The sequence below is a fragment of the Bacillus sp. FSL K6-0073 genome (assembly GCF_038006085.1).
GTDB lineage: Bacteria > Bacillota > Bacilli > Bacillales > Bacillaceae_G > Bacillus_A > Bacillus_A cereus.
In genome coordinates this window covers 3,203,275-3,217,369 of sequence record NZ_JBBOUN010000001.1, presented here as the reverse complement: position 1 = coordinate 3,217,369, position 14,095 = coordinate 3,203,275, and the positions used below count along the sequence as shown (strand labels likewise).

Below are 14,095 nucleotides of genomic sequence, written 5' to 3'. Positions count from 1 at the left end.
GTCAATTGAGTATTTATAGTGATTTAAAAAAAAATAGTAAAGTAGAAGAGTCTACAATAAATAAGTATAAAGAATACCTTCCTAAAGAATTGATTGAAGCATGGAGAATTTATGGCTATGGGACTTTTATGGATGGCTATTTAAAAGTAATAAATCCGGATGATTTTAGTTCTTTAGTAAGTGACACATACTTAAGGAGTAAAGGAACGATTCCTATTTTTACTACATCCCTAGGTGATATTATAATTTTTGAGAAAGATGAAAATCAAGAGTCGTATATAGTTATGATTAACTATCGGAAAGGTAAAACAAAAGTGTTAGCCTCAAAATTCTCCTTGTTTATTAGATTTTTAGAGGAAGAAGCATTTAAACAAAGGGCATTAGGTTGGTTACCTTATCCAGAGGCAATAAAACAATATAATGAACCAGAGTATGAAGAATGTTTTGGTTATACACCTTTACTAGGGCTTGGTGGAGAAGAAAAAGTAGAGAATTTAAAAAAGGTGAAATTGAAGGAACATATTCTAATTATTACTGAGTTTATGGGCCCTGTCCAATAATAGAAGAAGCAAGTGTTTTACTCCTATGCGAATGGATATATAGGATTAGTTTTAATAACTTACACTTACTAATTCATTTGCAGATATGTCAATGTTTGTATTGCTAAAGTTAAATATACAATAATTCATAAAAAGATCAATGAAAATAAAGTATATGTGGTGTGGAGAGAAAAAAATAGAGTGTTTGAAAATACGTACTTCATGATGGTTGTACCGTCATGGAGTATTATGTGCAATGATAGAATAGAAAAAGAATTACGAGCTTAGGCGAGATGACATTTTACTGTGCGACGAATATAAAGACATGGAATGGACATGAAACTAACGGACTCGTACAAACTCGTAAGTTTTAACGTAGTAGTTGTCACGACATACAAAAGGTGTCATACTGTTACTACAAAACTTACAAACTTATGTTACTTAAAAACATATGAACTTAAAGCACTTGATTGTCAATTAAAGGCAACAAGTGCTTTTTTGCGTTTAAGCGTAGAAATTTAAAAGAGCATTATAATTTTATAAGTGTATTAAGTGTTAAATTTTTATTGTTGTTTTATAGATTGTAATGGCTATGTACAGCGTACGACGATAGTAGAGGAAAAAATAAAGGGTTGTATTATTTTTGGAAATCATCGTAAAGTACGTTTTAACGGATGGACGTTATGCACACGTTATCCGCAAAAAACGGGTAAACGTTACAGGGATTGTAATTGCTGTAACGGGAAGGGGCTCAATATGGGAGAGAAAGTAGTTGGTTATGTACGAGTTTCAACGGAAGGACAAGTGCGTGAAGGGTATAGCCTAACGTATCAAGTAGAAGAAATTGAACGGTACTGCATCGAAAATAAACTACAACTGCTTCACATATACGAAGATAAAGGAATCAGCGGAGCGAAAGTAGATGAAGATGGATTAACAGTTGAACGTGAAGGTCTACAAGAGCTATTGTCGGATATGGCATATCATCAAGTGAGCAAAGTTATTGTACTAAATACATCTCGGTTATGGCGCTCTGATATGGCAAAAGTGTTAATACAACGAGAGCTAAAGAAACACAAGGTAGATGTGAAAGCAATTGAACAACCAAATTATAGTATATACACGCATGACCCAAATGACTTTTTAGTAAATGGTATGTTAGAGCTATTAGATCAATATCAACGTCTTGAGATTGCATTAAAGCTAAGTCGAGGCAGAAAGAAGAAAGCAGAACAAGGTGGATATGCGGGGGGCGGTGTGATGTTTGGTTATAGAGTAAAGAAAGAACAAAAGGTGTTAGAAGTAGATACGGAGAAAGCAGTGGTTGTACGTAGACTATTTGAGTTAAGACACTTTTTTAAACATTGGTCGCTGACTCAATTGGCAGAACGACTGAATAGGGAAGGTTATCGTACAGAGAAAGGAAAACAATTTACGAAAGTACAAGTGAAACGCATGTTAGACCGAGAGAGTTTTTATCGAGGGATATATACATACGGGCAAATACAAACAAACGGTAAACATCCAGCAATTATATAATAGTCGTACTTAAAAAAATCACTCATTTTACTATATGTACTTATGAAATTATGAAAATGGATAGGCTTGCGTACCTATGCGCATCGGAAGATGAACGCTCGAACTAAGGTTGCCGACGTTTTTATATATGACTAAATCATTGAATAGAGGGATGAGTTATGCATAATAGACAGAACTATTTGTATGTAGGAGTAGATTTACATAAGGAGCATCATACGGCTGTTATTATTAATTGTTGGCAAGAAAAATTAGGAGAAATACAATTTGATAATAAACCATCTGCATTTTCGAAGTTTTTATTAGAAGTAGAGACATATGTGAGTGCTGGGATAACTGTTGTATTTGGTTTAGAGGATGTTGGTGGTTATGGAAGAGCGTTAGCGAAATATTTAGTAGATCATGAACAAGTAGTGAAAGAAGTAAATCCAGCTTTATCATTTTTAGAGCGAAAAAGCCATGTGACGACACAAAAAAGTGATAGTTGGGATGCGGAATGCGTAGCCCGTATACTAATAAATAAGTTAAATCAATTACCAGATGCAAAGCCAAACGATTTATTTTGGTCGATACAACAACTAGTTTCAAGAAGGAATGCATTAGTAAAAGCACAAAGTGCGTTAAAGAACCAATTACATATTCAATTAAACCACCATTATCCAAGTTATAAAAAGTTTTTCTCAGAGTTAGATGGAAAAACAGCATTAGCATTTTGGCAGCAGTATCCGTCACCCTTTTGTTTAGAGGGTGCGAATATAAAGCAATTAACAGCTTTTTTATTAGATGTTAGCAACAATACATGTTCAGTAAAGAAAGCAAGCGACATATTAAAACTTGTAAAAGAAGATGGACAAACAATGAAAGAGTATCAAGAAACACGAGACTTTTTAGTAAGAAGTATTGTACGGGATATTGAGTTTAAAAAGAAGGAAATGAAATACATCGAAAGAGAATTAAAACGGTTAGTAAATCTACTAGATTATCAATTAGAGACGATGCCGGGAATAGAACTTGTAACGGCATCAGCATTAATTGCAGAAATTGGGGATGTAAGGCGATTTCCAAATGCCAATAAATTAGCACGATTTGCGGGGATTGCGCCTGTTTACTTTGGTTCTGGTGGGAAAGGTAAGACACACAAAAGCAAACAAGGAAACAGGGCGCTACACGCTTTATTTTATAATTTAGCAGTACAGCAAGTGCAAGTAGCGAAAGGAAGTAAGTTACCTAGAAACCCAGTGTTTCATGCATACTATCAAAAGAAACTTAAAGAGGGAAAAACAAAAGGACAAGCATTGGTATGTATTATGAGAAGGCTTGTAAACATTGTATATGGCATGATGAAATATAAAACAGCTTATGAGTTGCCAGTAGTGGAAGAAAAAGAAGTAGTTTAATAAGGGTTTACATGGTTTGCTTTTTTATTGTGAGGGTTTAAGATTACAACATAGGGTACGGGTGAAACTCCTAAGATAACTGAAATAAAAGAGAAAGATCTTGGGAAGCACATTGTTAAAGGAAAAAATGGAAGGAAAGAACTTGCGCCAAACGTACGCTATATCACTGAGGATGGTTATAAATATACAACAGATGAACTTGGTAGAATAGTAGATGTTGAGGCGGAAGGATTAATACTTTAAAAAGGAAAACGAAACACAGGAATGCAAGTGGCTGCAGGAAGAGAAGATAGATTGCCTGATGATGGTGGGCACTTGATAGGGACGCAATTCCATGGATCCGGTGATATTGATAATTTAATCGCTCAAAATAAACAAATTAATCGTTCGGGTGGAGAATGGTATAATATGGAGAAAGAATGGGTTAATGCATTAGGTGGGAAGCCTCCTAAAAAAGTATCAGTAAAAATTGAACCAGTTTATCAAGGAACGTCATTAAGACCAAATTATTTTGAAATAGTTTATGAAATAGAAGGAAAAGGGATATTTGAGAAAACGATTAGAAATCGCGCAGGAGGTTGATTAAAGTGGAAAAAGAAATGAACAAGTTGTATAGAGAAATAGCTGAAACGGTTAATGAAATGATTCCAGAAGAATGGGAGAAATTTTATTTTTATGCTCAGATATCGGAAACTGGAGGGGGAACGTACTTTTTTTATAATACACCTGAAAATAGACAATGCTTTAATTATAGTGTGAAAATCCCATTTAACTATGCTATTGATAAAGAAGAATTTAAAAAAAATAAAAGAAAGCTGTTTGAGTTGAGTGATGAACTAAGAAATGTTTTTAAAGATAATCAGCAAGAACTTTGGTATTCCTTTACAATGACTCTTGAGAGTAGTGGGAAATTTAAGATGCATTATGATTATACAAATTGGTTCGATACAGAATATGGTTTTAGTGACCAAATGATTATTTGGAAAAATAAATACTTAGGAGAAGTACCAAATGATAGAGAATATAAAGCGTTAATCGATAAATATCATAGTGAATTTCCGAATAATCCTATTTAACTAAATGAAAGACAGAAAAAATAATAGGGCGTTTGAAAATAGATACTCCATGATGGTTGTACCATCATAGAGTGTTATGTGCAATGATAGAATAGAAAATAAAGTACGAGCTTAGGCGAGATGACATTTTACCGGGCGATAAATATAAACACATGGAATGTATATTAAACTAACGAACTCGTACAAACTCGTAAGTTTTAATATAGTATTTGTCATGATGTACAAAGGGTGTCATACTGTTACTACAAAACTTACAAATTTACGCTACTTAAAAACATATGAACTTAAAGCACTTGATTGTCAATTAAAGGCAACAAGTGCTTTTTTGTGTTTTAGCGTAGAAAATGGAAAAACAGCATTAGCATTTTGGAAGCAATATCCGTCACCCTCTTGTTTAGAGGGGGCAAATATAAAGCAATTAACGGCTTTTTTAGTAGAGGTTAGTCACAATACATGTTCGGTAAAGAAAGCAAGCGACATATTAAAACTTGTAAAAGAAGATGGACATACAATGAAGGAATATTAAGACACACGAGACTTTTTAGTGAGAAGTATTATACGGGAGATTGAGTTTAAAAAGAAAGAAATGAAATACATCGAAAGAGAATTAAAACAGCTAGTAAATCTACTAGATTATCAATTAGAGACGATGCCGGGAATAGAACTTGTGACGGCATCAGCATTAATTGCAGAAATTGAAGATGTAAGACGATTTCCAAATGCCAACAAATTAGCACGATTTGCGGGGATTGCGCCTGTTTACTTTGGTTCTGGTGGGAAAGGTAAGACACACAAAAGCAAACAAGGAAACAGGCGCTACACGCTTTATTTTATAATTTAGCAGTGGTGCAGCAAGTGCAAGTAGCAAAAGGCAGTAAGATGCCACGAAATCCAGTGTTTCATGCGTACTATCAAAAGAAGCTTAAAGAAGGAAAAACAAAAGGACAAGCATTGGTATGTATTATGAGAAGGCTTGTAAACATTGTATATGGCATGATGAAATATAAAACGGCATATGAATTGCCGATAGTAGAAGAAAAAGAAGTAGTTTAATAAGGTTTACATGGTTTGCTTTTTTATTGTGAGGGTTTAAGATTACAACATAGGGTTACGGGTGATATTCCTAAAGGTTATTATCAAGATGTAAATGGAAAATGGCACCGACCAGATGGGGGTTACGCAAGTAATAAAGAAGTGGGTTTACCTGAATTAAGTGGCAGCACTAAACGTTTGGAATATATGGGTAGTACACCTAGCAAAGCTTCCAGAACTGGTAAAGAAGTAATAGAGAGAATGAAAAATGAAGATCCACCAAAAATACGAACAGTACGTGGTAAAACTGAATTTTTAGACGGTAACAATAAGTGGCGTCCGTTAAGTGAGGCAGATATGGCACATAAAATAGATGCAGTTACTTGGTGGAATGAAGTTGGACGGAAGTATGGACCAAAGTCTAAAGAAGTAAGAGATTGGATGCGTGATCCAGATAATTATTATTTGGAACACTATAGTAAAAACCGTTCTGAGGGTGCTAGTTTAGGACAGACATATTTACCACCAGATAATTAGGGGGAGTTTATATTGGAATTACAGGATGAACTGTATGAAAGAATAGTAAGTATATGTTCTGAAGGTGATAACTTAGTTAATCGTTTTGAATATGAGAATGCAATAAAAATGTATTTAGAAGCTTTATATTTAGTGCCAGAACCTAAATATAATTGGGCAGCAAGTACATGGATTTATACAGCATTAGGTGACACATGTTATATAAATGGAGATTTTAGCGCTGCTAAAGAATTTTTATTTAATGCAATTAATTGTCCTGATGGAATAGAAAACCCTTTTATTATGTTACGTCTCGGTGAAAGTTTGTATGAATTAGGAGAAGTTAATAAATCTAAAGAGTATTTGCTTAGGGCATATATACTTGAAGGATATTCGATTTTTTATAGTGAAGATGATAAATATTTTGAAGTGATTAAAGATGAAATTTAGGAGGTAGATGTAATGGCTTATGTAACAGGTGAAAAGGGTGTTTATATACAAGGATTAATGGATAAGAGTAATGAAGCGTTTGATAAGGGAAATTTAGAAGAGTCTGTTTTTTTATTGGAGCAAGCATGGGGAGAGCTTCCAGATGATAAGGTAACTTATGACGAGAGCTTTTTAATAATATGGGGTATTTTAGATATCTCTATTTTATTAAATGATGTTGAACGGATGAAAAAATGGGTTGATAAAATATTTGTTGCAGATCCTGAAAGAGGAGATACAGGTGAACGAGAACTCTGGGCTGGCAAGGTGGCTTATGAGGTAGGGGATTTCTCTAAAGCTAGAGAGTATTTAGAAATAGCTAATAAGAAATCTAGAGGTAGATGCTTTAGTGTAGAAGATGGAAAGTATTTGAAATTTTTGAAAGACAAATAATAAACTTAGTGTTAATTATTACGTGCGTTAATCTGAACTAAAAATTTTATAATTATATTTAGTAATTAATGTGCTCAGTACATCATTAATTTGACCGTATTGAGCTTTTTTATTTCTATTAAAAACTTTTTATTTGAATTCAAGGATCAGATGATAAAAAGGTATTTACAATTGATTACAGTTCGAGAATGTAGTTTTATTGAAAATAGAAAATTTCTTTTAGTAGTTCAACGAAAGAAAGTAGTTAAACTAACGAACTCGTACAAACTCGTAAGTTTTTAGATAGTATTTGTTATGAAGTATAACAAGTGTCATATTGTTACTACAAAATTTATAAATTTATGCTGCTTAAAAACAAATGAACTTAAAGCGCTTGATTGTCTACGAAAGACAATCAAGCGCTTTTTTATTAGATAGGCATGTTATAAATGTTTAAAAATTATTTTTATGAATTAAACCTAACGGAAATTACCAGTATTATATAATTGAAAATACATTAGCAAAAGGTGCGGACTCTGTATCCCAAATCTTTAAAGGTGTAGAAATACTGCCAGATGGAAGTGTCGCTAGAACTGGAACGAACTATGGCGGGAAATTCCAAGAAGCCCATGATGCCTCAAAGGCGAGTATTCAGAGTAGGATCTCGAATTTGGAGAGTGGTGGGGTTAAAGGTAGTGAATAAAGTGAAACTGGGGGTTTTGTTCATCCCCACTGATTATCAGCCCTCACCAATGGGGGGCTTTTACGGGCAGCTTACTATGAACATCAGATTGCGTGTCATACAGGTGGTAGAGCAATTTTGGGTGGTGGAGATAACGGTAGAACAGGTAAACTGAAGAAAATTATTTTGGAGATGATAAAATGAGCCGAGTAACTTGGCTATTTACGGATGGAGCGATAGATGAGCAAGTAATTATTGCTGTGGAGAATTCATTTGGTGTCAGATTTCCAGATGATTACCGTGAATGCATTAAAAAAAATAACGGTGGTTATCCTGAGCCTAATATTTATGATATTAATGATGATGAGGGTGGAGCAGTCTTTGATTGTCTATTAAGTTTTACAAGCAAAGATGCAAATATAGAAGTTGTTTATGAATTAACTTCACTTCCGGAAGGTATTATTCCATTTGCAAGAGACCCATTTGGGGGACTGATTTGTTTTAATTACTGTGCTGAAGATTCTCCGTCAGTAGTTCTCTATGATCAGGAATCAGTGAATGAGGATAAAATTAAATTAATATGCGACTCTTTTTCTGAATTGATTGAGAGATTATACTCTGATTGAGAAAAACAAAATGAACAGGAAAGAAGGTTAATTGTATGAGGAATTTAGATTTTGAATATACTTTTACCCCTATTGGCATTGAAGATATCGAAGATTTCGAAAATAAGTATGGTATATTGTTACCTGCTGATTATAAACAATTTTTGCTGTCTAAAAATGGAGGGAAAACTGAGCAACGAAGATTTAAAACTAATGATACAACTAAGAAAGGCGTAATAACATCGTCTGTTTCAATGTTTTTTCCTCTATCAATAGAAAATGAAATAAATCTAGAAGAGAAATTAAGAATTTATAATTTGGTGCAAGTGGTACCAAGTAATTTGCTTCCAATTGGAATTGACCCAGCGGGGAGTTTGATTTGTTTATCAATTGATGGGAAAGATAGAGGTAGTGTATATCATTGTGATATGGATTACTTTGAAGAAGATAACGAGTTAAGAGAGGAATACATCCGACTAATTTCTAAAAGTTTCTCTGAATTTGTTAATGAACTTTCTGAAAAATAGAATTGCATTATTAGCGAGTAAACATGTAAAATATCCAAATTAACTAGCTTTATTTGGACTATTGAAAAAAAGAATAGTGATGGATTAATGTTACTTATAAATCATATGAAATTAAAGCACTTGATTGTTATTTTGGACAACAAGTGCTTTAAATGTATTTAAACTTAATGAATAATGCGCGGTATATATTAATAAAAGAAAATAGATTGTTAATATTGTATAATTGAAATTAGAAGAGCAAAAGGTGTGGATTAGTAGTGGTTCAAAGTATAATTTGAAAGATCATGTGTGGATTATACCAAAGAGTATTCTTTGAGAAATGATTTATTAACTCTTATTGAGGAGTGTGAATATGAAAGTTAATAATTCTGACTATGGAGGTTTTATTGTTTCTAAGAATGTTGTATCCGGAAAACCAATACGTTATACATTTAGAGAAAAATCAGAAGTTCCTCAATTAAATGGGTGGACTATTTACTCTTCAGAAGATAATGATGAATATGTAAATGATTCTAGTAATTTTCAAGTTTTAGGAGCAAACTCTGTATTGGAAATAGCCCCAGTTATGTTAGAAATTTTTGATGCGCCCTATGGAACAGACCTATGTTGGTTGTATAAAGAAGGTGTTCATGTAGGATTTTATGATTTGATAAGTGAAGATGAGAAAGATATTGGTCAAATTGTAAAAGGAAATTGATACTATTTTGTGAGTTCTTTGGGCACTGCCAAAAATACATTTCCAATAAGAAAAGTCAACAGCGACGTTAGGAGAATGTAGTGGTCTGTTGACTTTTTTAAGTGTCATTTCATGACAAGAGTTATTTAGCATCTTCGTTTAAGTTAATGGTTTCTTTGTTTTTACGAACTTCAAGGATAGCTTTTCTCGTGTCTCGTTCGATTCGTTGCTTGTAAAGAAGTTCTGTAAATGCTCAGAAGCATTCATTACCACTTCCAACATACACTCGAATCAATCAGTTTAAATAAAAAAGCTCGTCTTTTTCATCACTGTTTTCTCAACAAAAACCGATATTCGCCCGCAAATCCTCAATAATATTAATATCATTGGCATTACCATTGATATTATAGTTTGTCCGCTTGATATTCTAAGATTACAATGAGACTAGATAAAAGTTTATATATTAAGCCAGATGATATACAGTTTAAAAAGTGTAAAAGGACATAAAAAGAGGAAATTGAAAAAGGTAAAGTGCCAAGAGAATTGTTTACTCCACAACAGCTTGATTAGATTGAAAAGGGAGTAGCTAGAACAAAGGAGGTTATTTGGCACCATCATCAGGTTCCTGGAAAGATGCAATTAGTATTAACAGATATTCATGGCATTAACCATCTTGGTGGAAATAAATTATGGGGAGAGGGTATTAGATGAGAAAAGATTTAGAGTGGGAATATGCTGATGCAGAAGTATTAGAAACTAAGATTAAAGAAATTGGATTACAATTAGGCTTCCAGTTACCTCAAGATTATATTGATTGTGTAAAAATAAATGGAGGTGCGAGTGTATTACCAGAAGAATTTAAAGTAGGCAATGTAGAGCGTTGCTTTGGTAGTTTATTTAGTTTTGATGAGGAAAGTAGTGAGTACATTGTTAAAAAGTATGAAATATACAAACCTACGCTTCCGCAAAAAGTATTCCCTATTGCAATTGATCCAGCTGGAAATTTAATGTGTTTAGATTATAAAAATAATACAGAAAACCCAATTGTAGTTTTTTGGGAGCATGAGAATGCTGGCGAAAAAGAAATGTTAATGCGTCAAGAAGGTTTAACAGAAGCACAAGTAGAAGAACTGGCAAGAGAAAATGTATTTTTTGTTGCTAATACGTTTACAGAGTTCTTAAGTAAGTTACATGATTAATAGAAAGTTAAAATTAAAATGAACATACTACATAATATCAGTGCTATGTATACTGTTGATACAAAAGAACCTCCTTCGAAAGAAAAAGAAATTAAAGCGCTTCAGCATTTCTCAGTAATAGATGTACCTACAGAATATATAGAAATGATTCAGCTAGCTTCAAATGTTGAAATTAATGTTAATGACCAAATGTATATTAGGATATGGGGAGCTTCGGATTGCATAGAAATGAATGAAGCTTATAAAGTGCAGAATTACCTTCTTCATTCACTCGCAATTGGTGATGATGAAGGTGGGGGTGCATTAATTTATCTACAAGGTAAAGATGGTTTTGGTATATACTATAACAGTTTTGGAAATTTGGACATGGAGGATGCAGTTAAAATTGCACCATCTTTAACCGAGTTATTAGTAAATAATGTTGGTGTGAATATCTTATTAGACATTTGAGAACATGTAGAGAATTTGGTGTTATAGTTTCATTGTAATTTGTTTTCTAATAACTGTAGGGAATACAGCAAAGAAAAAATAACAATATCTATTATTAATATTCTTGGCTTAGTTTGTTAGTAAACAACCAGATACAAAAGAATACATATAAAGTATGAATAGGGATGTAGTAAAAATGACAATGATACAATTTAATTCTTATCATCAAAAAGTAGAGATAAAGAGAAATTTAGAACTTATTAACTTAGAATATAAAAAAATTAGAGAGTATGTAAATTTTGATGTATGTTCTTTTGAGCAATTAGATGAATTTCAAGTAGGATACAGCATTGACACCGATGGAAACTCACTTGTAACCGATGAGGAAGATACTTGGGATGCAAATTGGATTGTTATTGCATATGAAACTATGTGTGGAGATCCAATTATTATTGACTTAAGTGAGGAAGGATACCCTATATCTTCACTCATGCACGGAATGGATAGTTGGAGTGGTGGCGATTTTCTTGCAGATTCCATGGAATCATTTATTAATTTTATGAAAGATATAGGTGATTTTCTAACTGAGAAACAAGTGTTAGAAGGTAAAAGAATGATACAAACTAAAGAATTGGATATATTGTTAAATGAGTTTTTGGAAAGAAATAAATTTACTGATTTTGAAATGTGGAACTCTTTATTAAGTCCATTATTTGATATTGCAGAAGAATATGAGCAAACAATGGAGATAAAAGTAAAAAAGATGAAGGAAGAAGGAAAGAAAATAACGGAGATTGCCCACATGCTTAATATAAAACCTAAAGAAGTGTATGAGTATATTAAGAAAGTTTAATAGCAACTCTTCACTTTTAAGAGAATAATCAGGCACGATGATGGAGCAATACAGGCAGAAAATGCTTGGATTTTTTATAAAGCCCAATCAAAAATCTGCTGAAGAAGAATCCATTTTGATCAATCTTTTTTCAAGATGGATGTTTTTTATTTATCGTAAAACTTAGGATTGAGAGTTGTTTTTGATTAGAATTTATTTCGAAGCAAGGGCAATGGGGTTTCGAGGCAGCTCTGCATGAGTAAAGATACTTACAAAAAATCAATGAAATTCAAAAGAATATCCATAAGTGAATACAGTATGAAGAATGGGAACGAAGGACGACGGACGCGGAAGGTGGCTACAGGGATGAAGTATGGTGAAAATACTAAGTTAGTTGAGGAAGTTATCGGGTATATACAAAAAAGAAGATTATTTGATAGGGATGATATAAAGTTACATGAATTATTACATGACATTGAAATAATTCATGATTTTGATAAAGCACAGGAATTGGCTTGGTCTCAAGATTTGGATGTTACACAAATCGTTTGGGATGATATGAAATCGGATGAAAGTGCAAAATTATTAGAAGGAACTTATAACCCTAATATGGAATCAAAAAAAGATATGTTATATGAAGTTTTTTCTGATAACTATAATTATTATCAGGAGTTTATTTCTATTGATCATATAAATATTCTTGAGGAAGTAGAAAGAGACCTTGAGATGTGTGCACTAAATCGTTTAGTAAATGGAAAGGTGGATAATTTTTATGAAAAGGTATTTAAGGCGTATAAAATGGGAGGATGGCCCTGTGGATGGAAAGGTGAGTACCCCGAAGGGAAAATGATTGTCTACTTACCAAATGAAAAATGAAGGCTTACATACCGACATACTTTATGAATTTCATGAAATTTATTGCGAAACGATTATAGAGAGATGACAGGCGATACGTTTAAATATCTTAATAGTTTAGGAGGGATTATTAAATGATTAATCTATCTAATATTCCAGATTTGATAGAAAAGTCAGCAGCGAGTGATATTGAAATTCAAGCAGTAGAAAATCGCATGAATGTTACATTACCTAATGTATATAAGGAATTATTGAGATGTACAAATGGCTTTTCAATCGGTGGTGGTTTACTTATTTATGGTACGGAGTATATTGCAGAAAGGAACGAGGTTTGGGAAGTAGATGAGTATGCGAGGGGGTATGTCTCAATTGGTGATGACGGTGGTGGTAATGTATTTTTAATGGCTCAACATGCAGAGGAAAAAGAGGTGGTAGTAATTGATTCTGGGGATATGAATCCAAGCCATGCTACTGTAATTACCGCTGATTTTAAAAAATGGGTGAATAGTGGTTGTGTAAGTGAAATAGAACAGAAAACAATACATAAGTCATCTGATATTTGTAATATAGTGTTAGTGAAAACTCCTAGTGAAGGTTTGAAAGATTTAATAAGAATAAAGAACGTATTAGGGCTTGAGATTGCCGCGGTAGATTTGCTAAAGGGTTCAAAAAAACTTCCTTATATATTAGTAGAGAGATTTCCATACGGTAAGGCGAAAAAACTAATTGGAAAATTAGCAATTGATAGTACTATACTGAGTATAGAAATGACTGGAAAAAACAGTTAATATCAGAGGGTAACTTTCATACGAATAGAGAAATCGATATGAATCCAAGGGAGTAAATAGGGAGAGTTAAAAATGATTATAAATGATGCAGTTTTTGGTGAGATTGAGTATACATATGGATGGGTTAAGGACATTAACGTTGAATTTTGTGGAAAAGAAGTTGAAATAGCATTGATAGTAAAAGGTGAAGAAGACGGTAAGTTTGATGAAGGACAATATACTGCTTATAATTCATTATTGCAAAATTGGGAACAATTGCAGCAAGTTTTTTTACAAGTGATTTTAGACTATTACAAGCAAGAGCGTCAACAATTAGGGTATGATATTGGATTTAATGAAAATTATCCGTATATCGAAACAATTGACCAATTACTTAGGAGGATCACATTAGTTGGAATTGTAGTCCCATATGGAGATATTCATGAAGAGCGAGATATTGGGATAACTTTCGATTGTACGTGGGATAGAGAGAATGGATTAGGAATACGTTTACTAAATGAAAAAGTAACTGAAGTGGGGTATCAAGACGTTGCTATTTGAATTTT

General features: G+C 33.0%; 17 protein-coding genes and 4 pseudogenes. All 21 read left to right on the top strand.

Annotated features, from left to right (window positions below):
* Positions 1–5: 5 nt before the first annotated feature.
* Positions 6–560, top strand: a complete 555-nt coding sequence (locus MHB52_RS16730; protein ID WP_061663355.1) for a T6SS immunity protein Tdi1 domain-containing protein — start codon at positions 6–8, stop codon at positions 558–560.
* Between the two features lie 735 nt (positions 561–1,295).
* Positions 1,296–2,078 (top strand): recombinase family protein, encoded by a 783-nt coding sequence (locus MHB52_RS16725; protein WP_046392896.1) that lies wholly within the window; start codon positions 1,296–1,298, stop codon positions 2,076–2,078.
* Between the two features lie 158 nt (positions 2,079–2,236).
* Entirely contained in the window at positions 2,237–3,472 is a 1,236-nt protein-coding gene (locus MHB52_RS16720) for an IS110 family transposase (protein ID WP_000551888.1), read from the top strand.
* A gap of 75 nt (positions 3,473–3,547) precedes the next feature.
* Positions 3,548–4,054 (top strand): annotated as a pseudogene (locus MHB52_RS16715) (DNA/RNA non-specific endonuclease).
* A gap of 5 nt (positions 4,055–4,059) precedes the next feature.
* The gene (locus MHB52_RS16710; RefSeq protein ID WP_061663665.1) at positions 4,060–4,548 is read left to right on the top strand and encodes an antitoxin YezG family protein; all 489 of its coding nucleotides are present in this window, start codon (positions 4,060–4,062) and stop codon (positions 4,546–4,548) included.
* A gap of 331 nt (positions 4,549–4,879) precedes the next feature.
* A pseudogene (locus MHB52_RS16705) lies at positions 4,880–5,601 on the top strand (transposase); the annotation flags it as partial.
* A 15-nt stretch (positions 5,602–5,616) separates the two neighbouring features.
* Positions 5,617–6,117, top strand: a complete 501-nt coding sequence (locus MHB52_RS16700) for a GH-E family nuclease (RefSeq protein WP_061663358.1) — start codon at positions 5,617–5,619, stop codon at positions 6,115–6,117.
* Positions 6,118–6,129: 12 nt separating this feature from the next.
* Complete coding sequence (locus MHB52_RS16695) at positions 6,130–6,546, top strand: tetratricopeptide repeat protein (RefSeq protein ID WP_000422661.1); 417 nt, start codon at positions 6,130–6,132, stop codon at positions 6,544–6,546.
* A gap of 12 nt (positions 6,547–6,558) precedes the next feature.
* The gene (locus MHB52_RS16690) at positions 6,559–6,978 is read left to right on the top strand and encodes a hypothetical protein (RefSeq protein ID WP_061663360.1); all 420 of its coding nucleotides are present in this window, start codon (positions 6,559–6,561) and stop codon (positions 6,976–6,978) included.
* Positions 6,979–7,429: 451 nt separating this feature from the next.
* A pseudogene (locus MHB52_RS16685) lies at positions 7,430–7,654 on the top strand (hypothetical protein); the annotation flags it as partial.
* 78 nt (positions 7,655–7,732) lie between these two features.
* Positions 7,733–7,843 (top strand): annotated as a pseudogene (locus MHB52_RS16680) (HNH endonuclease); the annotation flags it as partial.
* Positions 7,840–8,265: an SMI1/KNR4 family protein gene (locus MHB52_RS16675; protein WP_061663067.1), complete on the top strand. Its 426-nt coding sequence runs from the start codon at positions 7,840–7,842 to the stop codon at positions 8,263–8,265. The pseudogene MHB52_RS16680 and the gene MHB52_RS16675, both read left to right, overlap by 4 nt.
* Positions 8,266–8,300: 35 nt before the next feature.
* On the top strand, positions 8,301–8,771 hold the full coding sequence (locus MHB52_RS16670) for an SMI1/KNR4 family protein (RefSeq protein ID WP_061663068.1): 471 nt from the start codon (positions 8,301–8,303) through the stop codon (positions 8,769–8,771).
* Between the two features lie 352 nt (positions 8,772–9,123).
* Positions 9,124–9,468: a DUF2185 domain-containing protein gene (locus MHB52_RS16665; protein ID WP_061663069.1), complete on the top strand. Its 345-nt coding sequence runs from the start codon at positions 9,124–9,126 to the stop codon at positions 9,466–9,468.
* A 549-nt stretch (positions 9,469–10,017) separates the two neighbouring features.
* Positions 10,018–10,158, top strand: coding sequence for an HNH endonuclease (locus MHB52_RS36815; RefSeq protein ID WP_223262117.1), 141 nt, complete (start codon positions 10,018–10,020; stop codon positions 10,156–10,158).
* Positions 10,155–10,646, top strand: a complete 492-nt coding sequence (locus MHB52_RS16655) for an SMI1/KNR4 family protein (RefSeq protein WP_061663070.1) — start codon at positions 10,155–10,157, stop codon at positions 10,644–10,646. Before MHB52_RS36815 ends, MHB52_RS16655 begins: the two co-directional genes overlap by 4 nt.
* An 18-nt stretch (positions 10,647–10,664) precedes the next feature.
* Positions 10,665–11,096, top strand: coding sequence for an SMI1/KNR4 family protein (locus tag MHB52_RS16650; RefSeq protein WP_001023210.1), 432 nt, complete (start codon positions 10,665–10,667; stop codon positions 11,094–11,096).
* Between the two features lie 175 nt (positions 11,097–11,271).
* Complete coding sequence (locus tag MHB52_RS16645) at positions 11,272–11,928, top strand: SMI1/KNR4 family protein (RefSeq protein ID WP_000177840.1); 657 nt, start codon at positions 11,272–11,274, stop codon at positions 11,926–11,928.
* Between the two features lie 234 nt (positions 11,929–12,162).
* A complete protein-coding gene (locus MHB52_RS16640) occupies positions 12,163–12,783 on the top strand; it encodes a cytoplasmic protein (RefSeq protein WP_372584797.1) in 621 nt (206 codons plus the stop codon).
* A 113-nt stretch (positions 12,784–12,896) separates the two neighbouring features.
* On the top strand, positions 12,897–13,550 hold the full coding sequence (locus tag MHB52_RS16635; protein ID WP_061663072.1) for an SMI1/KNR4 family protein: 654 nt from the start codon (positions 12,897–12,899) through the stop codon (positions 13,548–13,550).
* Between the two features lie 72 nt (positions 13,551–13,622).
* Complete coding sequence (locus MHB52_RS16630) at positions 13,623–14,090, top strand: DUF2004 domain-containing protein (protein ID WP_061663073.1); 468 nt, start codon at positions 13,623–13,625, stop codon at positions 14,088–14,090.
* Positions 14,091–14,095 lie beyond the last annotated feature (5 nt).

What these genes read in the sequence shown, in the direction of transcription:
- MHB52_RS16725 (WP_046392896.1), top strand. Translation starts at nt 1,296, where the DNA reads ATGGGAGAGAAAGTAGTTGGTTATGTACGAGTTTCAACGGAAGGACAA.
- MHB52_RS16675 (WP_061663067.1), top strand. Translation starts at nt 7,840, where the DNA reads ATGAGCCGAGTAACTTGGCTATTTACGGATGGAGCGATAGATGAGCAA.
- MHB52_RS16655 (WP_061663070.1), top strand. Translation starts at nt 10,155, where the DNA reads ATGAGAAAAGATTTAGAGTGGGAATATGCTGATGCAGAAGTATTAGAA.
- MHB52_RS16665 (WP_061663069.1), top strand. Translation starts at nt 9,124, where the DNA reads ATGAAAGTTAATAATTCTGACTATGGAGGTTTTATTGTTTCTAAGAAT.
- MHB52_RS16645 (WP_000177840.1), top strand. Translation starts at nt 11,272, where the DNA reads ATGACAATGATACAATTTAATTCTTATCATCAAAAAGTAGAGATAAAG.
- MHB52_RS16635 (WP_061663072.1), top strand. Translation starts at nt 12,897, where the DNA reads ATGATTAATCTATCTAATATTCCAGATTTGATAGAAAAGTCAGCAGCG.
- MHB52_RS16640 (WP_372584797.1), top strand. Translation starts at nt 12,163, where the DNA reads ATGAGTAAAGATACTTACAAAAAATCAATGAAATTCAAAAGAATATCC.
- MHB52_RS16690 (WP_061663360.1), top strand. Translation starts at nt 6,559, where the DNA reads ATGGCTTATGTAACAGGTGAAAAGGGTGTTTATATACAAGGATTAATG.
- MHB52_RS16630 (WP_061663073.1), top strand. Translation starts at nt 13,623, where the DNA reads ATGATTATAAATGATGCAGTTTTTGGTGAGATTGAGTATACATATGGA.
- MHB52_RS16720 (WP_000551888.1), top strand. Translation starts at nt 2,237, where the DNA reads ATGCATAATAGACAGAACTATTTGTATGTAGGAGTAGATTTACATAAG.
- MHB52_RS16650 (WP_001023210.1), top strand. Translation starts at nt 10,665, where the DNA reads ATGAACATACTACATAATATCAGTGCTATGTATACTGTTGATACAAAA.
- MHB52_RS16670 (WP_061663068.1), top strand. Translation starts at nt 8,301, where the DNA reads ATGAGGAATTTAGATTTTGAATATACTTTTACCCCTATTGGCATTGAA.